The organism is Paenibacillus sp. Y5S-9 (genome assembly GCF_036894235.1).
GTDB lineage: Bacteria > Bacillota > Bacilli > Paenibacillales > Paenibacillaceae > Paenibacillus.
In genome coordinates this window covers 1,572,803-1,597,679 of record NZ_CP145887.1, presented here as the reverse complement: position 1 = coordinate 1,597,679, position 24,877 = coordinate 1,572,803, and the positions used below count along the sequence as shown (strand labels likewise).

Sequence of the window (24,877 nt, the reverse complement as noted above, 5' to 3'; positions counted from 1 at the left end):
TAAGTAACTATTTTGTAAATATTTTCATAAAGGAGTGTTTGCATGCATTTATCCAAACGAAAGACCCGTTTCAGGTTCACCTCCCTAACAGGAGCTTTCATGGCTGTGGTTCTGTCTCTCAGTCTATGGGTACCCGCAGTCCAGGCGGAGACAGCGACTCCAGTAGCTGCTGAACAAGGAAAGACGAAAGCGCTGACAACTGAATCGGCTACAGCATTTCTGGATTCATTCTTCGATTCACCTGAGGCAAAAGCCCATTATGTGGGAGCCTCCGTTGTTGTTGTGAAGGATGGCAAAGTTCTGGCGGAAAAAGGCTATGGCTTCTCCGATGTGGAGAGCAAAACAGCGATCGATCCGAAAAATACGGCCTTCCGTGTAGCCTCTGTCTCCAAAACGTTCACGTCTGCTGCTGTAATGCAGCTGGTGGAGCAAGGCAAGGTTGATCTGCAAGCTGATTTTCAGACCTATGTGAAAGGGCTCGAATTTGATAATCCTTTTGACAAACCTGTAACTGTGGAGAACCTGCTCACCCACACGACCGGATTCGAGATCCGTGATCCGCAGCAGGAAGACATCCATACTGATTTTGACAAGTACATAGCGATGGAGGATTACGCACAGCAACACATGCCTCCTGTCGTTCGAGAGCCTGGTAGCGCCTACATGTACGATAATTTTTCGTTTTTGCTGCTTGGCATGATTGTCGAGAATGTAAGCGGCGAGCCTTTTGAATCCTACATGCAACAGCATATCTTCAAACCGTTGGGAATGGATAACAGCAGTTTCATGCTGGACAAAAAGTTCCAGAAGCAGCTTGCTACAGGCTATGATGCGGCACACAATCCGCTTGATCTGTACACCATCTCTCCAACACCAATGCCTCAAGGTGGCATGTTGTCTACCGCTGAGGACATCGGGAAGTTCATGATTGCGTTCCTGAATGATGGCGTGAAAGACAACGAGCGTATTCTCAAGGAATCCACAGTGAAAAGCATGGAACAGTACCGGTCTTCCATTCATCCACTGTTACCAAACACCACGTATGGATTCGAAGCTGCATTTCAGCTTCCCGGAGCAGGAAGTAATCCAAGTATCATTACAAAAGGAGGCGACCTGACCGGATTCAGCTCTTATCTCTTCCTTATTCCCGAGCAAAATACAGGCGTTTTCCTGACGTATAATCAAAATGGAGCACTTCGTAATCTGTTCTACCCGGCATTCATTCAAAGTTTCTTCCCGCAATATGCAGAGCCTGTACAGTTCAAGGAATACACGCCGCAATCCGCAGCTGAGCTACAACGCTTCACCGGATTGTACGCTGATCTACGAATTAGCACGATCGTCAGCTCCCTGAAAAATGAAGGTACAGAGCCTGGACAACTGAGCATTTCGGATGTTTTTCTGGGTCAACGCAACCTGATTCAAGTGGAAGATAATCTCTTCAAAGATGAATTGACTGGTCAATTCACAGCATTCAAAGAATATGCAGATGGCACCACATACATGAAAGAACCTTACCTCAACCCTATGGGTTATGAGAAAAAAGGTCAAAAGCCTATGGGCTTCCGGGATGTTCGTGAGAACAGTCCTTATGCTGAAGCCATCTACGCCATACAATCTCTTGGATATTATGAGAATGATGGCAACAAGTCTTTCCAACCAAAAACAGGTGTAACACGAGCTGAATTTATTGAGAACACCCTTAAACTGAGTGGATTGAAGCCCAGCAAAACTACGCCTCCTGCTGACACCGACTGGGCAGACCATACAGCGGCCGGATATATTCAACTTGGATATGAATTGGGTATGATTACGGGCGCAGATGAAACGCAGTTTAAACCGGATCAAGTGATTATCCGACAGGAAGCCATGGTCATGATGTGGAGAATTCTGCAACTGCAATATCCTAGTGAACTGTTCACAGATGTCAAACTTGCGGGACACACGGACCCATGGGCTGTACCAGCCGTTCAGATGATGGCGAAGCTTGGTATCCATGGACCTGAGGTAAAAGTGCTGGAAGATGGGTCCATTGATTTACTTTCCCGCAAACCTCTGATTCGTCAGGAAGAGGCTGCGATTATGTATGCGCTGCTTACCCAACCAACAGATCAAATCGTCGCTGAACTGATGGCTGCTCAGCAGCCGCAAGCTGAACCTGCTGAAGGAGCCGAGCCTGCAGAGGAGACATCTGAAACTGCGCCGGTTCCTGTACCAGCGCCGGTCCCTTCTGCAGCATCAGCACAATAAAAATAAAATATCTCATACCGATTAGATTTATCATGCTTATGACAAGAAAAACAGGCTTGTTCAGAAGGATACGATCCTTCTTGAACAAGCCTGTTTTGTTACTTTTCATAACTTATTATTATAGCGATCTGTTACTGAGTGATATCCGTCTCTATTCGATCAACGAAGATACATGGTGGTTCCCGTTGCGCTGATCAAACTTGGCTGCAGCGGTCTGAGCATGCTCCGCAAAGTAATCGGCCAGCTTGAGCAGATCGCCTGGATCGCCTTCATACGGGAAGGACGCTGGCAGACGCAATCGGTATTCTGGAGATTCTTCCGCCCAACGGCGAAGCAACGATGCTGCTCTGGCATAAAACAACATTTTGGCGTAAGGATCTTCATGATCCGCAGCGAACACCAGTGTTTCCTCCAGCACATCAATGCCTTTTGCAGGGTTCGTACGTGTGAGATAATCCATCTGTTCCGCAAAACTCTGCACAAAATCGTTCTGGCCTTTGATCAGTCGATATCCCTTGGTCTGATGTTTATCTGCTTCCACAGTCCGTCCCAACCGATATAACGGCATCAAAATTTCAGACAAAGTCAGATGCGGAATCTCCGCACAGCTCATACGCCCTTTCAGGATAGGCTGTGCCGCCTCCAACACCTTCTCATCGTCTCCTTTTAACAGGAAATATCGCATAATCTCATCCTGCTCACAGGCTTCGCAGTCACTCATAAAGTCACGATCCATCGTTCTGAATCGATCATAACTGCGTCCCGCTTCCTCCAGCTCCCCAAAATCCATAAAGATCCGGAATCGATAATACCAGTAGGAGCGTTCGCTGTAACCGTACGACTTGAAACGCCGTCCGAAATCCTCCAACAACTCCATGATCTTCTCACGTGATATTTCCGGGAAGTCGGGCATCTTGCCCAATATCCATTTGTACGACCACATTAATGTTTCTTCATCATATTCTTCGGGCTGTTGGTCGAACTTGCCCAGCTGCCAGGAAAAAGCAATCAAAGCTTTCATCGGATATCCACAGAAGGTGGCTACATCCACAATCTCTGAGCGTGCTTCGTACGCCTCCATAACCATGCCATTGACATCGGCAACTCTTGCCGCTTCCTCCAGCATACCAAGCTTCGCCGGACCATTGGGTAAGCCATAGGCCTCGTCCATCAATTCTTCAAAATCCATCTCTGTCTTCATCAGGCATCCCCCTTACGATCTGTATTTGCACGTAAACCCCAATCTATAAAACGAACAATGCCCTGATTTAACACTTCAAGCTCCTGTTTGCTCATCGCATAATGCCCCATCATCAGTGCATTGACATATAACATTTCAATGGCAATTGGTGTCATCTGATCATCCGGTGATGTCAGTACCCGCTGAATGATCGGATTACTCACGTTCAAATACAAGGTTGAGTACCCTGCTGAACTCATGCTAGAAGACAATGAACCCAGAACAGACGAGAACAATTCCGTGCTCTCCTCGCTTGCTTTTTCCAGCGCACGAAGTGTTGAAGATTCCTGAGACAGCGTGAACAACACCGGCAGATCCGATGGCATGAAACCTTTCACCTCAGCCCGACAACGGAAGCGCTGTAAGGCAGAATCTGCGAGTCGCAATGCATCATAATATTGATTGCGTTCAGCGGGAGGTACATCGGTGAAACTCATCGAAACCTGGTCCGGTTGTAGACGCTCCGTCTGTACATTATGCACAGCCATCGGCAATGTCCCCATCAACTCACCGTCATAGATATAACCACCATTAATCACCAGCATCGATTGTGCGGATGCTACATGGTGAATCTGACGGTACTCATCGACAGAAGACGTGAAATACAACTTCTCTCCTTCATCGATTAGCTCACCCAGTTCACGGTGACCCCTCGTGCTCTCAAATGGCAGCCAGCGATGAATCATGGCATAGAATGCCTGATCCTGTACAGCCAGTGCCTTCATGGACAAGGCATGCAGGCGAATCAGCTTCTGTAGCCGTTCCGTCTGGCTCTCAGCCATGTCGGCCAGTCCCTTGCGAAGTGCGTCTCCAAGTTCGGAGCGAACTTCCTCCAGCTTTTCATTTTCATAAAAATGTTCCCGTGATGCCGTCGGTTGAAGCTCATCTGTCCAGATCAGGCATTTCACGAAGAAAGCCCATTCTGGCAAAATGTTCTCAGCCTTCTCCGAAATCAGCATTCTCTTCAGGTAAACCCGGTGAGAACGCTTGGCATTCAGATTAACCGCGTGTGGCAGTACAAAAGCAATACCCCCGGTACGGCCTGAAGCTGTCGTCAACGGAATGAAGTCTTGGAACTGCTCCCCAAGCAGACGTTCACCAAAAGCCAATACCTCCGCTCTGCGTGAACGTGCGAGTGCAGGGTCCATCAGCCAGATCGGTGTCTCGCTATTCACTACATGTTGCGCACCGTCATGATCCAGCATGACCCGATACGGCAATAACGCTCCGTAATAGAACAGAGCTTCTTTCACATAATCTGGTTCAAAGTAGTGCGCTGCGTCCGTTGTACAACGCAGATATACTTTGGTCCCCGGGGACAGCTGTGTATCCAACTGTCGAATCGTATAGGTGCCATCCGGCTTGCCCCGCCACTCCATCGAAGGGCCGCCCTTCGCGGATTGCGTCAGCATGACAATTTCGTGACTCACCATGAAACAGGATAACAACCCGATCCCGAAACGCCCGATAAACGAAGTCTCTCCATCCAGCAGCGCTTGCTGCCCCCTCTTCGAGGATTGTCCAATCATCGCCAGGAACTCATGGATGTCAGCTTCAGTCAAGCCGATGCCGTTGTCCTCCACCATCATGGTCAATTGCTCACCTGTTCCCGTCAGTTCAACACGCACTTCACCCTGATACCCTGGCTCCGCCTCCGTTCGTGCGGTAATCGCATCCGTCGCATTCTGCATCAGTTCTCGCAAGAACACTTTCGGACTGCTATATAGATGGTTGGATAAAATCTGGATCATCCCGCTCAGGTTCACTTGAAAACGATATTCATTGGATGCTGTCATGACTCACTCACCTTCCTCTAAGTCCAAACACAATATGTACCCATACGATGTAATCATATGGATGTGTTAGACGAATTCATTATGTAATCGTTAAAAACAGACGTTCCCGTGACAGGCACGCCTAAACATCACGTCAAGCCGCCCCTGGATAACCAAGACCGGCGTTAGATGAATATTACAGGCATTCATGAGACGTATGGCCTTATCTTTCATTACCACATTATGAATGGCAATGAAACGGATGTTCTACCCTAAAATAAGGATACATGTTACACGGCAGAGAAAAAACAAACCTGAGACCCGATTTCAGACAGACTTCAGGGTAAATATGCATCCTACATTCGGGACTATTGAAGGAGGAAAATATCTTTTTTGTCGTCCATTTGAACGATATCAGCCTACCGCACGTATAATCTCCAAACTCAGATCGGACGGTGAATATACATGATCGAAGTATGCAACATATCCAAGCAATTCAAGGAGCATCAAGCACTGCATGATGTCAGTTTCACAGTTAAACAAGGCAGTGTCACCGGGTTGATTGGACCCAACGGTTCGGGCAAAACCACACTGATCCGTATCATGAATGGGGTCTTGGGCGCTTCCGGTGGACAGGTGACCATTAACGGATTGGACGCCGCTCGTGAGGCGGAGAAAGTACTTGCCATGTGTGGCACCCTTACCGAGCAAAGTGGATTATATGAAAATATGAGCGGGCGTGACAATCTGACTTTCTTCGCAGATGTTTTTGGCCTGAAGCATGCCAAGAAACGAATCGACGAGCTTGTAACTCTGTTCGAGTTGCAGGATTATCAGCATCGAAAAGTCGGCACCTATAGCACAGGCATGAAGAAACGCTTGGGCCTTGCACGAGTACTCTTGCACCGTCCTTCCATCCTGTTTCTGGATGAGCCCACCAATGGCCTTGATCCGGATGGAATTCAGATGGTGCTGCGCATTATCCGTCAGTTAAATAAGGAAGAAAAGATGACGATTCTGGTCTCATCCCATGTGCTGTCCCAGCTGTCAGCCGTCTGTGATCATTATATTTTCATGGAAAAGGGGCACATCGTGGAGGAAGGCACAGAGCAGGAGATTGTTAGCCGGTACCTGTCCACGCCGACGCTCGAAGTAGAAGCCGACATGCCCAATGGATGGCACACGGCAACCGACTTCACGCCTGAAATAATCTCCGCACATCAAGCAGTATTTCAGCTTACATCGCGTGAAGACATTCCATTACTCCTAAGACAATTAACGGAGCATGGTCAAGTCTATCAGGCCCGCATCACGGGCAGTGATCTGGAAAGTATCTATTTTGCCATAAGGGAGGCACACCACCATGAATAACCGCCAAGCCATACGTGCACTGGTACGTAAAGATATCCGGTCCGTCACAGCCAGCGTTCAGCTCTGGTTGCCCATGTTGATCGTCCCACTGATTATCGGAATCATTATGCCCTCTGCCCTCCTGTGGGCGGCCTCCAGAATGGAACTTCGTTCTCTGGGCAACATCAGCTTTCTACTCGAATCATTGGATGCGTTAACCCATGGTGGACAGATTCCTCAGCTTGCTTCCATGCCTACAGATAATCATCGTATTGTCTATTACTTGGCCATGTATATGTTCGCTCCCTTGTTTCTCATCATTCCGGTGATGGCCTCCAGTATTCTGACGGCCAATAGTTTCGCTGGTGAGAAGGAACGTAAGACGCTGGAAGGATTGTTGTTCACACCGATCAGTATGAACACTCTTTTTAAAGGCAAAGTGCTAGCTGCACTGATCCCTTCCCTTCTATTATCCTGGGTTACTTTCCTGATCTACGGAATCATTGCCAATATTCTGATGTACCCCATGTTTGGAACGTTGATGTTTCCCAATCTGAACTGGATAATACTTGTGGTGTGGGTTGTTCCCGCTTGCAGTCTTATGGTCATTTTATTGAACGTCCTGATCTCGGCCAAGGTCCGTGGGTTCCAGGAAGCCTATCAGCTCGGCGGATTAATTGTCCTTCCCCTCATCGCCTTAGTCGCTGGTCAAGCCAGTGGCATGCTGCTCATTGGTCCTTGGATGTTACTCATGATTGGAGCAGTGCTCCTGCTCATAAGTTTGGTTCTTCTTCGTCTGGTCACGGCGTGGAATGGTCGTCAGCAACTGGCGGAAAGTCAGATCTGAATGATGTGCGTGTAACGAGGAAATTCAACAGATCACACTGTCGCTCCGCTATACAGATTGAGAAATAAATATACGCGGGTTATGATGTGGAGATATATGCTATGGGATGATTCTAGAGAGGAATGGAACAACTGTATGGAATCCAAACTACTTCAAAAATTAAAATATGCTTCACAATTAACGGCACAGGAGAAACATATTGTGGACTATATCCTGAACAATCCCGAAGTTGTGTTTGATTCTACAGCCCATGAACTGGCTCAGCAGACCTATACAAGCTCATCCACTATTGTTCGCTTATGCAAAAAGCTGGGTACCAAGGGGTACCCAGACTTTCAGTTAAAGCTTGCTCTTGAATATCAACAGATGCCTTCCGCGATGCAAACGCAGGATCATGCAATTGCAGAACAAGGGAACGTGCTGGCTGCCATCGACTCGGTTCCTTACCTGTACCAGCAGGCGCTGGAGGATACCCGCCGGATGTTAAGCGCTCCTGTTTTGCTACGAATCGCTAGCTGGGTCAAAGAATCCGTACGTATCGATATCTATGGCAGTGATATGAATTATTATCTGGCTCAACAGGCTTGTGCCAAGTGGAATGAACTCGGTATATCTGCCATTGCTCACAATAGTCCGAATATGCATTATTTGAACACGATGAATCCCAATAGCCTGACGCTGTCTTTTGTTATATCGCACACAGGTGAGAACCAATCCATGATTGAAGCCGCCAAAGTGCTCAGCAACAAACAGATGAAAGTCATCGCGGTCACGGGCAACAACCATTCAACCCTGTCCAGACATTGTGATGAAACGCTGCTGGCTTATGGATACAATGAACAATTAAGGCTATCCAAAATGTCTTCGATGGTCTCGGTACTCTACATTTTCGACATGTTATACATGGGGAGCATTAGCGATACGTATTAACGATTAAAGCTGGTCCGCTGCAAATACAATCCCGGCATTCTTGCGCGCACTCATGAGTACACTCATCACAGACTGGCTGTGTTCGAATAGTTCGTAACACCGTTTGTAATCCCCATTTGCATGGATGTCCCTGAACGCTTCCCACTCATAGTACAGCCAATTGGATTTGGTCTGCTCATTATACCCCTCAGCAGGCTCATTCCCGATTTGAAGCTTGATCTCCCGGCAACCGTTTGCTCCTCCCACAACCTGAAGATAACCTTTCTCGCCCTGAATGAGCACAAAGTTCATGCTGTTTGTATCTTTGGCACCTACACATTCGGCAATAAAATCCGGATACTTGAGAACCACTACTCCTGATGTATCAATGCCATTTGCATGCTGGTTCGCGGTATACGATACGGTATTCGGACTGCCAAACAGATTCATGACCAGATGAAGATTATAAATATTGATATCCATCAGCGCTCCGCCAGAGAATTGTGGATTAAATACGTTCGGCGTTTCCCCTGCAAGCAGGTCATTGTATTTGCGCGAGTATTGACTGTAGTTACACTGGATGAGTTTGATCGGACCAAGCTTTGGCAGTTGCTCCTGTATGACTTTAATATTGGGCAGATGAATGTTGGAGATGGCTTCAAACAGCAACAGATTCTTTTCTTTTGCAAGTGCAATTAGCGTCTCTGCTTCCTGAAGCGTGGACGTGAACGGTTTTTCGCAGACCACATGTTTGCCATGTTGAAGTGCCTGATAGGCCTGTTCATAGTGCATGCTGTTTGGTGAAGCAATATATATGAGATCTACATTTGCATCTGAAAATAGGGATTCCAGGTCCGTATAGATTGTACTTACTCCATATTTACCCGCAAGCTCCAGTGCTGTCTCTCTCTTCCGGGAGTACATCGCTGTACACTTAACATCATCCAGTTCATTAATCGCAGCTAAAATGGCATCCACAATGGACCCTGTACCAATCGTTGCTATATTCATCATATCGTCTCTCTCCTATCGTTGGTCGTTGGTTGTTTGTCAGTTGGCTCTCTTCGCCGCTTCGATTCCGTCATGTAAAATATCCAATACATATAAAACCTCTTCATCCTTGACCGGTTTATCACCGTTACGTCGAATGGCTTGAAGCAGTTGATCATATAAAATGCCATAGTCTGTCGCTTCCGAAGGAACTTTCTCCGTATGTGATGTTCCCTTATCGTCCACATAACTAATCGTACCCCAGTTATTCTCCGGTTCAGCTTCAATGGATACCCTGGTTCGTCCATCTCCATTTTTCGTTTGATGTCCGCTGCTATATTTAACAAAGCTCCCTCGATCCCCGTGTATAATGAATTTTGGATGTTCGATCTTCACAAGCAGACTGCACTTAATCGTGGCCTTCATTCGTCCATAACGAAAATCAATATCGATATAATCATCGGATTCACCCGGCGCGATCAAACTCCGAACATCATAATCAATTCGGTCGGCTACGCCATAGATGGAGATCAACTGATCGATGGTATGTACAGCCAAACCATGCAGCAGTCCAAATCCACTTCTGGCGTACTGTGGGTGAAAATAATCATAGTGGGACTGGATTTCAACAATATTCCCCAGTTTGCCGCTCTCAATCACTTTTTTCAATGTCAGGAAGTCACCATCAAATCTGCGATTTTGATTCGCCATGGCGATGAGATTTTTACGATTGGCTAGTTCAAAGATATCTTTGGCTTCCGCAGAAGTGGAGGCAAAAGGTTTCTCGACCAGCACATGTTTCCCGTTCTCCAATGCCAGCTTGGCGTATTCTGCATGGCTATCCACATGGGTGGCAACAACAATCAATTCAATCTCATCATCCCGCAATATGTCGTGGATATTCGTCGAAAAAGTAATCTCGGGATAAAGTAATTCACGCTCTGTATCGCCAACCCGGTCTTCCTCGCGACGGTATATCGTCTTCACCTTGATAATTTCTTTCTTGTCCAGATAAGGCAAATGATAATTCACCACTGCGTTCCCAAATCCGATGATCGCCATATTCAATACCATGATCGCTCACTCCTCTGCTCTGGTTGAGAGTTATGTTATCACGATCAAGTCAGGCGGAGAATGCTTTGGGACGGGATTGGCAGCATCATGCGCAATTCGATTTCAGGTTTGAATGACTATGAAATTCAATTTCATCCTCTTCTTTTTTTCATGTTTGAGATCTAACATATCTTCCATAGTTTACCGATATAACATAAGGAAATAACGACATACATATAGAACGAAGGGGACGATGAACGAATGAAAACAAGGTATACATACGTACAACACACCATCTGTACATTGCTGTTATTTACACTCATTGCAGCAGTGACATTGGGAGGTGCTACCGCAGCCCAGGCAGCTTCACTTAGCCAATCCACAGTGTATTATGAATCTGACGGAGTTTTGTACAAAGTATCCGCGGATGGCAGCAATACAACAGAAGTATTAATTGATTTCCAAGGTGTAGACTTGCTCGCGGCAGGCTCTTATCTCTACTACACGCAGACTGCTTCTTCCACAACCTTGCTTCGGGTTCCGAATGACGGGTCCAGCGATGCGGCAGAGACATTTGCTACAGATGTACTCAGCTATTATACGGATAACGGATTCATCTATTATCTGGATGTTACAGGTACCATTTATCGCGCGAATGGCAATAGTGACGCTTCAGCTGTCACCAAGATTGCTGACAAGGCTGATACCGACTTCCCTTTCCTCCTGGTAACCAAAGGGCGTGCCTACTATAATGCGTTGGTTAATGGAAACACGTGGATCGTGTCCAAAACGTCCAACGGTTCTGGAGCTGTGCAGCGGATTGCCGCAGGCGCAGTGGAAGGACGTTATTTTACGAACCAAGCAAAAAACGAACTGCAACTGATGGTAAATACAGACCCCTACGAGGATTTCTATTCCACCAATGCTGTTGTCATGTATAAGGTGAATTACAACACTGGTAAGGCGACCGCTGTTAATCCCAAAGCCAAACTGGATGTGAATGCTGTATATTCCGGTGGTTGGGGAAACAATCTTTACGTGTATAACAAAGGAATCGATCTCGACAGCAACAAAGATTACAATTATGCCAAAGGCAAAGCGTTTGCGTTAACGACTTCAGCCAAAACACTTCAACTTCATAACAAAAGCGTTCGTGAAGTAAGTGCCTTAGGTACAGACAAGGTTGTCCTTATTGATGCAGACAAAAAGGCTTATGCCAAAACGGTCTCGGGCAACAAAGTGACCAAGTCTGCCAACCTGAACCTGAACAATGTAACGTATGTTGCGAATCAATTGACCAATGGTACAGCTACGGCTGCATACATCTCGGGCAACAACGGACTCTATTCGGTTAATACAGCTCTCAAGGTAACGAAACTTACCGGGGACGAATGGGATGCATTCCATATCAGAGATGATGTTGCGGGCCTCTTCTACATCAATGCCAAAGATCAATATCGCTTGTATCACGTGCAAACGGGTGGAACAGGGAAAAAAGTAATGAGTGACGTTTTCCTCGACAATATTCTATTGGTGACACCGTACTAACATATCATGTTGATTCAGGCGTATAGCCATTCAACGGACTTGTCCATATCAAGAGGATTACCCGGTAGCTATAACGGCGCTTGGTAGTCCTTTTTTGGTTGTCGAAAACTATTTTTCAAAAACATCTTCCATATGAGAATGATAATTGTTATCATTAAGAAAAATAAGACAAAAGGATGGTCCGTATGACTGAACAGTTTCCCTTCATTGCTGAAACCTCATCTCTACCGCTCCTCTCCTCCATGTGCCGTGTGCGTCGTGGGGAGAATTTCCGTGTGCAAGGCAAGACCGTGTCACGGCCCATGCTCTGTCTTATTTTGCAAGGAGACGGTGTTCTGGTCCTGAATGATACAGTCTATACGGCTCAAGCGGGCAGCTTGTTTGTACTGAAAGCAGGAACAACCATTGAGGGCGCTGCACGCTCGAATGTGACCGAATGTATATTGCTCAGCATGGATACGGTTCGTTTGCAGCAAGTACGCGGGGAATGGAAAATGGCCTCCTCACCCGCCTTCCCGCTGGATTGGCAAACAGGCAGATTGCTGGTCCGTCACGAGCAGCAGGCTAAATTACGTTTCGAGCAACTCTATGAAACCTATCGCGGTCTTCAACCGGATCACTTTATCAGCATACATAGCCAGCTGCATGATCTGCTGCAGTTTCTCTCGGAGAACAGGCTGGAAGCCAATCATGAGAAAGTGGACCCTGCCTTGGAACGCAGCATTATGTATATGCGACGTTACATGAGTGAAGGAATCAGCATGGATCAGCTTGCCAAAATTGCTGGACTCACACCCAGCTCCTATTCGCGCAGTTTCAAGAAGGCCAAAGGCATGTCACCAACCGATTACCTGAATCGTTTACGTATAGACGAAGCCAAAAAACAGCTGGCAGAGGAATCATGTGTCCTCAAAGACGTCGCGGTATCTGTCGGGTATGGCAATGAGTATTATTTTAGCCGCAAATTCAAACAAACCTTAGGGATTGCCCCCAGCGTATATATGAAAAGAGACCAACTTCGCGTAGCTACGGCATCTATTATGGGATTTCATGAGAACTTGGCCTCACTTGGACTGCGCCCGGTAGCTGTGCTGCAAGGTGAAGGTGTGTTTGACCAAGAATCGGATGAATATGAACAAGAACGCCGATTAACCAGACAATTCGATCAACTTCGGCAGGCGAAGCCAGACTTGATCATCGGTGATTTGTACCATAAGCCCTATTACGATCGCCTGAAAAATATTGCACCCACCATCATCTTGGAGTCCACTGATGACTGGAAAGAGAACCATATTCGCTTAGCCGAACTGGTTGGACGTGAGCAGCAGGCGTTGCTGAATTTCAAAGAACTAGAGTTTCGCAAGCTTGAAACAAGCCTGAACCTGCAATCCTATTTCGGACAAAAACGGTTGGCTCTGATGGAGGTTACGAATCAGTTCATTCGCTTACAGGGGACTGGCGAGCATCCATTAAATCACTTGTTGTATGCTGAATTGGGACTCCAGCCTGCTCAGCTTGTATCTCCCGAAAGTTCCAGAAATGAGTATGTTGCCGATAGTATTCCCGTGCTGGACACGGATTACCTGTTGATCCATCGTGCTTCGCTTCAGCCTACCAGTGAAAAGCTGTTCCGACGCATGAAACAAACAGCATCGTGGAATCGATCTCCTGCTGTATTGTATGGTAACGTTCACGATATCTCGAACTGGCAACGGTTATGCTGGACCCCGGCGGGCCGGTTACAGATTCTGAACGAACTCGAAGAGATTGCTCAGCAGTCTGTAGTCTTTCCTCAGGCAGGTCTGATCGGACATTAGATGTGAACATAGGTCGATACGATGGGCAAGGTTATCTTTTACATCGTGTTTCTTCATTATAATTCAGTAAGATATTGACAGGCCAAAGGGCCCTCTCCTATAACGGAAAGGGCCCTTTGCGTGTAATTATAAATGTTCCTTGATTTCTTCCTTCGGAACAAGCTTGTATATCTCTTCATTTTCCATGGTATCAATCAACCGATCCAACCATTTGTAATATGCTTCCGCTTGCAAAACTTTGTGTTTGTCTTCCATCAGGATGTGGATCAGTTCAGCATCCGCCTCTTCATCCAGATCTTCGAGTAATCGATTCAGTTCTTCAATTGATTTGCGTAGAACCTGAAGGTTACTCTCCACGGCTTTTCTCCACTTAATGGCAAAATAATCCGTAAACGTCTGATGCCAGTCATATTCCACTTCATATAGGTCTTTTCTGGAGCCCTTGCTCCACACTTTATTTACCATTTTCAAATCCAGCAGTGTTCGTACACCTGTACTCATACTCGTTTTGCTCATTTCCATTTCCCGTCCCATATCGTCAAGGGTCATTGGTTTGTCTGCAAAAAATAGCAATCCATATAAGTGTCCCGTCGACAGCGTAACGCCGTAAAGATCCATATTACGTCCAATGGCTTCAATGACGCGCTTACGAATCTTCAGCACGGTTGCCTGCTGTTCCTCTTGTAAATGGTCCAAGCCCATGCTTGCAACCTCCATTCTGAACATTCCACAGTCTTTGGCGAAATAATTGCAACACTTTAAAAGTCCTGCTTACATGGGAAAGCACTCGGCCGGACATCATATATGCCAGAGGGCTTTCATTCACCCAATGTATGAAAATGGGAACTTTACCAGGCTACAATTGCCTATGACTATCTTTTAACCAAAAAATTCAGCTTCAATTCAGCTCATTTTCTATTGTAGAAAAAGCGATATCAAATGTAAAGGAACCTTATTAGGCAGAATAAGGAGAATGACGGAGCATATGGGAGGAAAACTTTGTACAGTTTTTACTGTACAAACATTATGTACTGTTTATTCGGTTGCTATACTGGGTAAGTATTGTTAGAATACAAAACGTTACCCAGAAAGACGGGAAGCGAAGCAACAACTACCGGATTTCGTGGCTGGGCGCATAAGTGTATGGGCTTATGGATGCTGAAAGCCGTTCGAAGTGCACAACACATCAGAAGGGGTGAAAACATGACCATACTTGAAGTGAAAAACGTAAGTAAATTGTTTGGACCCCAAACCGAGCAAGGTCTGCAATTACTGGAGCAAGGTTGGGGTAAAGAAAAGTTGGCCAAAGAAAAACAGATAACGGTTGGTGTCAACCGGGTCAACATGGACATTAAAGAAGGCGAGATTTTCGTTATTATGGGACTGTCCGGGAGTGGTAAATCCACACTGGTTCGGATGTTCAATCGTCTGATTGAACCAACATCCGGAGAAATCCTGGTCCATGGTAAGGATCTACGCAAGATGAACAAAGAACAATTGCGCGAAGTGCGCCGGAAAACGATCAGCATGGTCTTCCAGAAGTTTGCGTTGTTCCCGCACCGTACCGTTCTTGATAATGTGGAGTATGGATTGGAAATACAAAAAGTAGATAAGGAAGTACGCCGGGAGAAAGCAAAAACCTCACTTGAGCTGGTTGGCCTTAAGGGCTGGGAAGACAAAATGCCAGATGAACTCAGTGGCGGGATGCAGCAACGTGTCGGCTTGGCGCGTGCACTTGCCAATGACCCGGAAGTGCTGCTAATGGATGAAGCCTTCAGTGCACTTGATCCATTGATCCGTCGTGATATGCAAGATGAGTTGATCGAGCTTCAGGATAAAATGAAAAAGACGATTATTTTCATTACCCATGACTTGGACGAAGCGCTGCGCATCGGCGATCGTATTGCCCTTATGAAAGACGGCGCAGTTGTGCAGATCGGTACACCGGAAGAAATCATGATTCAACCGGCCAACTCATATGTGGCCCGCTTCGTCGAAGACGTGGATCTGTCCAAGGTCCTTACAGCATCTCACGTAATGCGTCGCCCTGAAACAATTACGCTTGATCGTGGTCCTCGTGTTGCCCTCGAATTAATGCGCGAACGTGGTATTTCCAACCTGTTTGTCATTGACCGTTCGATCAAACTACTTGGTGTTATTACAGCTGAAGATGCAACCCGTGCCATGCGCGAAAACAAATTATTGAACGACATTCTGATCACGGACGGGCCGACGGTGTCACCTGAGACCCTGATTCATGAATTGTTCGAGATTGTAAGTTCTGCCCATGTGCCGCTCGCTGTTGTTGGTGAGAATGGCCGTCTGCAAGGTGTTATCGTCCGCGGTGCCCTGCTGGGTGCGCTTAGCGGTGAAGTTGCAGTAAAGGAGGAACTTGTGAATGATTCCCAAAATACCACTAGCATCGTGGATTGAATCCATCGTTGACTGGATGAGCTCCTCGCTCTCCGGATTGTTTAATGTAATCTCTGTTGTTATTCAGGCAGTAGTCGGATTCTTCTCCGGGCTGTTCATGTTGCCCCATCCACTTCTGTTCATTGCAATATTGGGTGTTCTTGCGTTCCTCGTAGGTCGACTCCCACTGACATTATTTACGGTTATCGGGTTCTTGCTCGTAGATAACTTGGGATACTGGTCCCAATCGATGGACACACTCGGTCTGGTTATCACTTCAGGATTGGTTTCGATCCTGCTTGGTGTGCCTGTCGGAATCTGGCTCGCATACAGTAAAACTGCGGCGCGTATCATTACACCGCTGCTTGACTTCATGCAGACGATGCCTGCATTTGTCTACTTACTGCCTGCGGTTACATTCTTTAGTCTAGGTGTCGTTCCAGGTGTTATCGCGTCCGTTATATTTGCGATTCCGCCAACGATTCGTCTGACTCACCTGGGTATCAGACAGGTATCTGGCGAATTGGTTGAAGCAGCTGATGCATTCGGCTCAACTTCCATGCAAAAGTTGTTCAAAGTACAGCTTCCACTCGCTTTGCCTACCGTGATGTCCGGTATTAACCAGACCATCATGCTGTCACTGTCCATGGTTGTTATTGCATCCATGATTGGTGCACAAGGTATTGGTGCGGAAGTCTATCGTGCCGTAACACAACTGCAAATCGGTAAAGGTTTCGAAGCCGGTCTGGCCGTTGTTGTACTCGCGATTGTTCTGGACCGTTTTACACAAAATGTGTTTATGCCAGGTCGCAAAAAGACCTCACGCATTACAGCCAAGCAAAAAGCATGGATCACTGCTGCGGCAACATTCCTTGTGCTTGTAGCTGGTTTCTCACAATACTTTGTTGGTGGCACAACTTCCGCTGGTGGCAAAAATTCAGCAGCCAATGCTGTAGGTGAAGAAGTAAATTATCAGATTATTGGTATCGATCCAGGGGCTGGCATCATGAAGTCCGCTGCAAAAGCGATCGAAGACTATAAACTGACTGACTGGACTCTGATTGAAGGCTCTGGTGCAGCCATGACGGCCACGCTGGACAAAGCGATCAAAAATGAAGACCCAATCATTATTACAGGTTGGACTCCGCACTGGATGTTCAACAAATATGATCTGAAATATCTGGAAGACCCTGAGAAATCTTTCGGTGATGCTGAAGAAATTCATACCATTGCCCGTAAAGGTCTAAAAGAAGATCACCCTGTTGCGTTTGAATTCCTGTCCCGTTTCCAGTGGACATCGGATGAAATGGGTGAAATGATGACTGCCATTCAGGATGGCACATCCGCAGAAGAAGCAGCTAAAGCTTATGCTGAGAAACATGCCGATCAGATTGCTGAGTGGACCAAAGGTCTGACTCCAGTGAACGGTGATGCATTCAAACTAAGCTATGTGGCTTGGGATTCCGAAATCGCAAGTACGAACTTGCTGAAATATGTGATGGAAAACGAATTGGGTTATAAAGTTAACGCTCTGCAAGTCGAAGCCGGACCAATGTGGACGGGTGTTGCCTCAGGCGACGTAGATGCCTCTCCAGCAGCTTGGCTGCCATTGACACACGCAGACTACTGGGAACGTTACAAAGACCAGGTGGACGATCTGGGGGCTAATATGACAGGTGTACGTACAGGCCTCGTGGTTCCTAGTTACATGACTGAAGTCAATTCGATTGCTGATCTGGAGACAGGTGCCGCTTCTTCCACTCCATCGGCAAGTGCTAATGTGGGCGAAGAGGTTAATCACCAAATCGTTGGTATTGATCCAGGTGCAGGTCTGATGAAGGCCACAGCAAATGCCATTAAACATTATGATTTGTCTAACTGGAATCTGATTGAAGGTTCTGGAGCAGCAATGACTGCATCATTGGACAAAGCTTATAAAAATGAAGAACCCATCATCGTTACGGGTTGGACTCCGCACTGGATGTTCAATCAGTATGATCTGAAGTATTTGGACGATCCCGACTTAATTTTCGGCGATGCAGAGGAAGTTCACACGGTTGGACGTAAGGGAATCAAAGAAGATCATCCTGTTGCCTATGAGTTCTTCTCTCGTTTTAATTGGACTGCGGATCAAATGAGTGAAATCATGGTAGACATTCAAAAGGGCGTTTCGCCTGAAGAAGCTGCCAAGACTTATGCGGAAAAACATCCGGACCAAATTGAAGAGTGGACCAAGGGGTTAACCCCTGTTAAAGGTGACAATTTACGTCTTGGTTATGTTGCATGGGACTCTGAAATTGCGAGTACGAACCTGATGAAGTATGTGCTGGAGACGGATCTGGGTTACACTGTCAAAGCACTACAAGTCGAAGCTGGTCCCATGTGGGCAGGCTTGGCGGCAGGTGATATCGATGCTTCTCCAGCCGTTTGGCTCCCACTTACACATGGAGACTACTGGGAAACATATGGAGACCAGATTGAAGATATCGCTGTCAGTATGACTGGAGTCAAACAAGGTCTGGTTGTTCCAACATACATGGATATCAACTCTGTTGAAGACTTAAAAGATAATTAAACCAGTTTGAGATGATTAAACCTGAAATTGGTAAAAAGACCACCGAAATTTTTCGGTGGTCTTTTTTTGTTTTAGCTATGATTTTTTCAGGCGTGCTATTTGATTTGATATTCTATCTTGGTCATACTGCATACTGCTGCTTCAAGCATTCAAACGCTTTTTCCATTTGACTCTTCTCACACATCCTCTTACTTCGCCTTCGCTAATGAACATCGTATGTAGATGATACTTGGTTAGTTCGATCATTTCCCCATAACTATCCGATCAGTAACAGTAATACACCAATGACAATCATAACAACACCGAGAATACTATATACCACTCTTGCACCCTGCCGTCCAATAGTCTTCACAAAAATTCCTGCTCTGAAGCTCTTCATAAACCAGTCCCAATTGTTGATACCACCGAGCAAACTAAAAATCCCTGCAGCTATGGCAAATAGTGCGATTAAAACGGGTTGATCTTGCATCTCGTCAACACTCCTTCAATATAATCCTGTCTACTATACCTTCACTTGGTGAAAATTAACAGGCATTAATTAGTAAAAAAAACAGCTTGCAGATGGAAGTCTGCAAGCTGTTCTGCTACGTCTGTATCATGCGTTTTATTGCTTTTGCAACTCGCTTGCCGACAATAACAGAGTCACCACTTCAGCACGTGTGGCTTCAGCGAGGGGGTTAAACATATTTTTTCCTGTTCCCTTCACCAGTCCTGCATCATATGCAGCAGCGATATATGGAACAGCCCACGCCGGTACTTTATCTGCATCCGCAAAACTCAGTGCCGGATTCGACTCTACCGGGAGACCGAGCGCTCTAACAAGCATAACTGTCATCTCTACCCGCGATACTTTGCCCGATGAACGGAACGTATCATCCGTATACCCACTAATGATGCCTTGATCCACTGCCTGAGCAATAAAGGATTGTGCCCATGCAGGTATTCCCGCAGCATCCTTAAACGTCAATGCCTTGTTGCTGGCTGGAAGTTCAAATGCTCTCCCTAACATTACAATGAATTCGGCGCGTGTGGCTGGTGCATTCGGACGGAAATTACCATCCTGATACCCATTCACAATTCCCCGGGAAATGGCCTGCTCAATGGCAGCAGCTGCCCAGTGATTTCCGATGTCCTTCAGGTCTACGACCGGAGTGGTTGGATTAGTACCTCCTCCATTACCAGGAACGGTTGGCGTAGTTGGGTTCGTAGGATTGGTTGGTGTAGTCGGTGTGGTTGGGGTTACAGGCGTAGTAGGTGTTGTAGAACCTCCACCACTGTTACCACTGCCCGGATTACTTCCATTATTGCCGCCACCATTACCAGGATTGCTTCCATTACCGTCCCCCGGAAGTGGCGCTCCCTTCAGATCCGTACTACGTCCTTCCGTCTTTTGATCAACTGTACCTACACGGTCCAGATGTTCATGGAAGATTTCATAATCGACCAGATTTAATTCGTAGAATCGATTATCATCTTTCGCCATTCTCATAGCACGATAGAAATCTCCACCGTTAGCCATGAATGAATTGGTTGCGACGATATAATACCCATTCGGATCGATATCCGTGTACGTACCATCTGCATTCTTAATCTGAACTTTGACTACACGTTGACCAACTTGGGTTACGGTGTTGGTCGTGGCATCAATTTTTTCGCCTGGTTTCGTGGAATCGTAGTAGAACCGCATGCCTGCCACTTGCGGGAAGCGCCCTTCTCCCGTTTCTACACCACTAACACCATTTTCCAGTGCAGCTGTGATTTCCTTGCCTGTCATTTTCAACGCAGACAGGTTATTCCCGAACGGCATCACAGACAGGAGATTGCCCAGCGTAATATCCCCTGTCTGGAATGAAGCTCGAATGCCACCGCCGTTCTGGATCGCCACGTATCCTTTGACGTCATTTTCCTGCACAATAGATTTCACTTTCTCCAGCATACCGTCTGTCATCAGGTTTCCTAAATTGGTTTCCTGTTTCCGCACAGTGCCACGTTCTCCATCCAGGAAGACATTCGTTTTACCAATAACTTTTTTCTTGAATTGTTCCAGCTGAGGCGCATATTCTTTCAGCTTGTTTGCGGCTTCCACATCATCAGCATAGACGAATTGGCCGTTTGCATCTTTGGCATCCAGACTCAGCAATTTGCCGTTCCACTTTTTCAATACGCCTCCTTCATCAAACGTAACATCCAATTGACCAAGAGAAACATCATATTCCCCAGTCTGCACAACCAAAGTTGGGTCCGCATGGGTATCCACCAAAACTGGTGCGTTCAGAATGGTGTGTGAATGACCACCTACCACAATGTCGATTCCTTCTACGGCTTCAGCCAATTTGAGATCCTCTGAGTAGCCCAGGTGAGTCAAAGCAATGATTTTATTGATACCTTCATTTTGTAGCATCTGCACGGTTGCTTGTGCACTTGCCTTATAATCTACAAACTTCAAGTCATCTCCCGGTGAAGAAAGAGATACCGTGTCCGGTGTTGTCAGTCCGAAAATACCGACTCGCTCACCATTCACTTCCGTAATAATCGCCGGATAGATTTCGGCTTTCTCACCCGGATTCCCGATGTGATTGTTGTACAAACCACTTAAATTCGCATCTTTTGAATAATCAATATTGGCACTCACAAACGGGAACTCTGCTTTTTCAATAAATGCTTTCAGTACGCTTGGACCTTTATCAAACTCATGATTACCAAAGGTCATGGCATCATATCCGATCATGTTCATGAATTCCAGATCAGCCAGACCGTTAAACAGATTGAAGTACAATGTACCCGAGAATACGTCCCCTGCATCCAGAACCAGGGTATTATCATTGCGTGTTTCCTTAATTGCCGTTACTCGGCGCGGGATGTTATCCAGATGCGCATGCGTGTCGTTTGTGTGCAGCACGCGAAGGTTGAAGTCCCCTTCTTCCACTGGATCTCCAATACTCAATTGTGCGAGCAGTGGATCATGATCGCTCACTCGTCCATCCGCTGTCTCAAAATCGGCATTTACATGAACCACTTCAATGGCTGCCGTCTCAGTCAGATTTTTGCTCACCAGAATGTGATCCAGTGTCTGAGAGTTGCCGTCATAGATGTAGGAGTAACGCTGATTCTCTGGCAGTTCGTTTACCAGATTGTCCAGTTCATTACCTTCGACAATGTTCAATGTATTTGAGAATTGGAAGTCATTGAAATCACCGAGAACGGCGACATTTACGTCAGAGTCTTTGTTCAGTAACTCTTTCACAAATCCATTCACCAATGCAGCTTGTTTCGCCCGTTGAACTTCACTGCTTCGAGTGGCAGGCTGTATATTTCCAAAAGGTTTCAGGTCTCCGCCTTTGGAATTAAAGTGGTTGGCAATCACCACTACACGTTCACCATTGAATTCGAATTCAGCGGCAAGTGGTTTGCGGGAGCTGGCGAACGCCTCATCCCCTGGTGCAATACGACCCGGATTATTGGATAAGCTCCCGTCAGCTTTGACTGTGATCGCCGTCGTAGCATTTCCTTTTCCGATACCAGTAGCCAACGATACACGGTTCGGTTGATAAAGAAACCCTACACGAATGTTGGCCCCTGGTGCTCCGCCATCCTTATTATTTTCCGGAGAAATCTCACTATATCGATATGTTGGTCCGTTGTTCGCTTTGATTGCATCAATTAGAGTCTGAAAACTCTCATTGGCCGCTGTTGTGCCCGTGTCGGCATCGCCATCGTTATCCTGAACTTCCATAATGCCAATGATGTCTGGCGTGTTCAGATTATCTACGATGATTTTGCCGATTTTATTGGCTCGTGTTGCATCTTTTTTGCTGAAGTTCTCCACATTAAACGTGGCAATGGTCAGTTTATCTGCCGCTTGTTCAATGGAAGTAGTCGCTTGTTTCGTTTCTCCCGGGATGACTGCTGGCAAATTCCCTTCAGGACTCACCTTGAAATTACCGGAAGAATATGTCATTACTCCGATCACATTGCCATCCAATTTGTCACCTGTTTTTACTGCTTTGGAAGGTTTCTTGCCAATAAACAGACGCTGCGGATTGAGATCGCTCTCATTCATATCTTTCTTGTTATCGGTCAGAATAACACCACCATTAGGTGTGCGAAGTGGATTATTCTCACCATTATCCACAACAACGGCCAGACCTGGCTGACTGGAGTAAGGACCTATAATTTCAGGGTTTTCCAGTTCAACACGCATGCCTTCCAGACTTTCATAGAAGTCTATAGCATCCGTCTCCGGATTAAATTCTGCAAAAGAGTCCGAGTCAATGACTGTGGGAATAATACGCCCATTGACACCCAACTTCACAGGAACAGGTAGATCAACTTTATCTAACACTTGTACAATCGTACTCGCCGTAATTTGCGTGGTGGTTAATTCGTTAACCGCCCCATACTCCGTAACTTTGCCGGATACCTTCACCTGGTTGCCAACGATAACCCCATGACTGGGTTTATATACCTGAATGGCTTCGGAGGTTCGAACATCATCGTCAATCTCACCTGGAAGCTCTTGCATGTAAAAACTGCTTGTACTGACGGAAGTAACAATACCTTCGATATCCTTAACATCGTATCCGTTAAAAACAGAGGTATGTCCTGCGCCCTGAATATCATGGATACGCAAGTTTTCTTTATCAGGAAGTACTTGATACGTAAAGGTGTACACTGCACTGGATTGTCCATTAAGAATGGCAACAGCCTTGATTACGATGTCTTGATCAATCACTAATGGGCCACTATACACGGTGGAAGAAGAAGTAGGCTCTGTATTATCCGTTGTGAAGTGTACAATCGCACCCTTGGCTGGAGAGGTTAATGTGACTTCATTGTTTCGGGGAATCCCGCCGGATGGAACACTTGCCATCACAGACATGCTATTTTCTACAACATCCGCTGCTGTTCGCGGAATCAGTTCCAAACCATAGTTTGTATGGAACGCGAGAACACCCTGCACATATTCGTAGGTTTTGCCGACAGTTAGCGCGGTAGGAGAGTTTTTGGCATAAATCGTCATCTCAGCACCATGACTATCCGTAGCGTAGAATGTCGAACTACTACCACGTGTTACCTGAATATCTCTTACTTCGACAAACATTCCCTCATACTTTTCGCCCGGACCTTTGTTACTTTGGTCTGCTGGTCTGACAAAGTCTGTGGACACCATATTTTTGGGTGCGGGGAGTGTTACATTTTGCTCAGTGACCTTCATGTATCCTTCGGTAAAACCTGACTTATCCTTCTCAATCTGGACGAGTCCGCTGTAGTGGGTAATTGGACCATACACTTCAATGCGATCCCCCACGTCAACTTGATTCTTCGCTCGGACTACAATGCCAGCTTCTTCGTCTTGAATATAATAATTCGTGAATTCTCCGGAGAGTTCACTGTACGTTACGACACCTGAAACGGCTACATTTGTATTTGGTGCAAGGACTCGCGCATCAGCAATGGATATGATCCCAGTCCCGTCTGCTTCCTGCACTTCTGAATTATCGGTCTCAGCTGGTTCTTCACTTTCAGTTCCATCAAAATCACCATCTTCGTTAGTTGGTGACTCTGTCCCCTCCAGGTCTGACGATTCTTCAGTTGGGACAGTATTCGGTATGGAGGTCTCCTGATCACTTGTTTGCTGCTCTTCCGCTACTACACTTTCCTCATCAGCATATGCGGTGCTACTTAATCCACCTATTGGTGCCGCACCTGTAACGACAAGAACGAAAACCAGAAGCCCTTGTACCCAACGTTTCATTTGCTTGTTGTTCATTCGTCCTACCCCCATGTTATCAACTTGGCAATCATTTGTTCAGACAGCTTGTACATTAGTTCAAATATAAGATAACTGAATAACAGACTTGTGTAAACAATATTTCTTCGTTATGAAAGAAAATAGAACACATACATTACAAAAAGAAACCATTTTCTATTATCTAAAGCTAATTAGGACTAATTTCAGATCGAAATTGTGTCTTTTTGATCTTTTCGAGTCATATTCATGTGCACATTAAACCATAAGCGTCATATAAACTAACACGTAAAATATAAATCGTTTAGTATTTCGACATTTATTTACAGCATCTTTTTATCCCTTCTCAAGAAAAATCAGAC

General features: G+C 46.1%; 15 protein-coding genes. 8 read left to right on the top strand and 7 right to left on the bottom strand.

Annotated features, from left to right (window positions below; all coding sequences use genetic code 11):
• Nucleotides 1-99 precede the first annotated feature (99 nt).
• A complete protein-coding gene (locus V6669_RS06960; RefSeq protein WP_338592142.1) occupies nt 100-2,250 on the top strand; it encodes a serine hydrolase in 2,151 nt (716 codons plus the stop codon).
• Nucleotides 2,251-2,401: 151 nt separating this feature from the next.
• On the opposite strand, the gene V6669_RS06955 is transcribed toward V6669_RS06960, so the two are convergent.
• Entirely contained in the window at nt 2,402-3,451 is a 1,050-nt protein-coding gene (locus V6669_RS06955) for a hypothetical protein (RefSeq protein ID WP_338592139.1), read from the bottom strand.
• On the bottom strand, nt 3,451-5,286 hold the full coding sequence (locus tag V6669_RS06950) for an HSP90 family protein (RefSeq protein ID WP_338592137.1): 1,836 nt from the start codon (nt 5,284-5,286) through the stop codon (nt 3,451-3,453). The genes V6669_RS06955 and V6669_RS06950 overlap by 1 nt, the downstream gene beginning before the upstream one ends.
• Before the next feature lie 444 nt (nt 5,287-5,730).
• Between V6669_RS06950 and V6669_RS06945 the strand changes: the two genes are divergently transcribed.
• From V6669_RS06945 to V6669_RS06935, 3 genes are all read left to right on the top strand, one after another.
• Nucleotides 5,731-6,636, top strand: a complete 906-nt coding sequence (locus V6669_RS06945; protein WP_338592135.1) for an ABC transporter ATP-binding protein — start codon at nt 5,731-5,733, stop codon at nt 6,634-6,636.
• Nucleotides 6,629-7,462: an ABC transporter permease subunit gene (locus tag V6669_RS06940; RefSeq protein WP_289391512.1), complete on the top strand. Its 834-nt coding sequence runs from the start codon at nt 6,629-6,631 to the stop codon at nt 7,460-7,462. The genes V6669_RS06945 and V6669_RS06940 overlap by 8 nt, the downstream gene beginning before the upstream one ends.
• Nucleotides 7,463-7,597: 135 nt before the next feature.
• A complete protein-coding gene (locus V6669_RS06935) occupies nt 7,598-8,392 on the top strand; it encodes a MurR/RpiR family transcriptional regulator (RefSeq protein ID WP_338592126.1) in 795 nt (264 codons plus the stop codon).
• Between the two features lie 3 nt (nt 8,393-8,395).
• Here V6669_RS06935 and V6669_RS06930 read toward each other — a convergent pair whose 3' ends face one another.
• Together V6669_RS06930 and V6669_RS06925 are read right to left on the bottom strand one after the other, a co-directional pair.
• Nucleotides 8,396-9,382: a Gfo/Idh/MocA family oxidoreductase gene (locus tag V6669_RS06930; protein WP_338594868.1), complete on the bottom strand. Its 987-nt coding sequence runs from the start codon at nt 9,380-9,382 to the stop codon at nt 8,396-8,398.
• A 39-nt stretch (nt 9,383-9,421) separates the two neighbouring features.
• Complete coding sequence (locus tag V6669_RS06925) at nt 9,422-10,435, bottom strand: Gfo/Idh/MocA family oxidoreductase (protein WP_338592124.1); 1,014 nt, start codon at nt 10,433-10,435, stop codon at nt 9,422-9,424.
• 240 nt (nt 10,436-10,675) lie between these two features.
• On the opposite strand from V6669_RS06925, the gene V6669_RS06920 reads away from it, so the two are divergent.
• Both V6669_RS06920 and V6669_RS06915 read left to right on the top strand, forming a co-directional pair.
• Nucleotides 10,676-11,962 carry a DUF5050 domain-containing protein gene (locus tag V6669_RS06920; RefSeq protein ID WP_338592122.1) on the top strand — a complete coding sequence of 429 codons (1,287 nt, stop codon included), beginning with the start codon at nt 10,676-10,678 and terminating at the stop codon, nt 11,960-11,962.
• Between the two features lie 185 nt (nt 11,963-12,147).
• On the top strand, nt 12,148-13,779 hold the full coding sequence (locus tag V6669_RS06915) for a helix-turn-helix domain-containing protein (RefSeq protein ID WP_338592120.1): 1,632 nt from the start codon (nt 12,148-12,150) through the stop codon (nt 13,777-13,779).
• A 126-nt stretch (nt 13,780-13,905) separates the two neighbouring features.
• Here V6669_RS06915 and V6669_RS06910 read toward each other — a convergent pair whose 3' ends face one another.
• Complete coding sequence (locus V6669_RS06910; protein WP_338592117.1) at nt 13,906-14,481, bottom strand: GbsR/MarR family transcriptional regulator; 576 nt, start codon at nt 14,479-14,481, stop codon at nt 13,906-13,908.
• A gap of 501 nt (nt 14,482-14,982) precedes the next feature.
• Here V6669_RS06910 and V6669_RS06905 point away from each other — a divergent pair.
• The gene (locus V6669_RS06905) at nt 14,983-16,212 is read left to right on the top strand and encodes a glycine betaine/L-proline ABC transporter ATP-binding protein (RefSeq protein ID WP_307414572.1); all 1,230 of its coding nucleotides are present in this window, start codon (nt 14,983-14,985) and stop codon (nt 16,210-16,212) included.
• Nucleotides 16,178-18,766: a glycine betaine ABC transporter substrate-binding protein gene (locus V6669_RS06900; RefSeq protein ID WP_338592113.1), complete on the top strand. Its 2,589-nt coding sequence runs from the start codon at nt 16,178-16,180 to the stop codon at nt 18,764-18,766. The genes V6669_RS06905 and V6669_RS06900 overlap by 35 nt, the downstream gene beginning before the upstream one ends.
• A 256-nt stretch (nt 18,767-19,022) precedes the next feature.
• Here V6669_RS06900 and V6669_RS06895 read toward each other — a convergent pair whose 3' ends face one another.
• The gene (locus tag V6669_RS06895) at nt 19,023-19,235 is read right to left on the bottom strand and encodes an immunity 17 family protein (protein ID WP_338592110.1); all 213 of its coding nucleotides are present in this window, start codon (nt 19,233-19,235) and stop codon (nt 19,023-19,025) included.
• A gap of 135 nt (nt 19,236-19,370) precedes the next feature.
• Nucleotides 19,371-24,536: an S-layer homology domain-containing protein gene (locus V6669_RS06890; RefSeq protein WP_338592108.1), complete on the bottom strand. Its 5,166-nt coding sequence runs from the start codon at nt 24,534-24,536 to the stop codon at nt 19,371-19,373.
• Between the last annotated feature and the right edge of the window lie 341 nt (nt 24,537-24,877).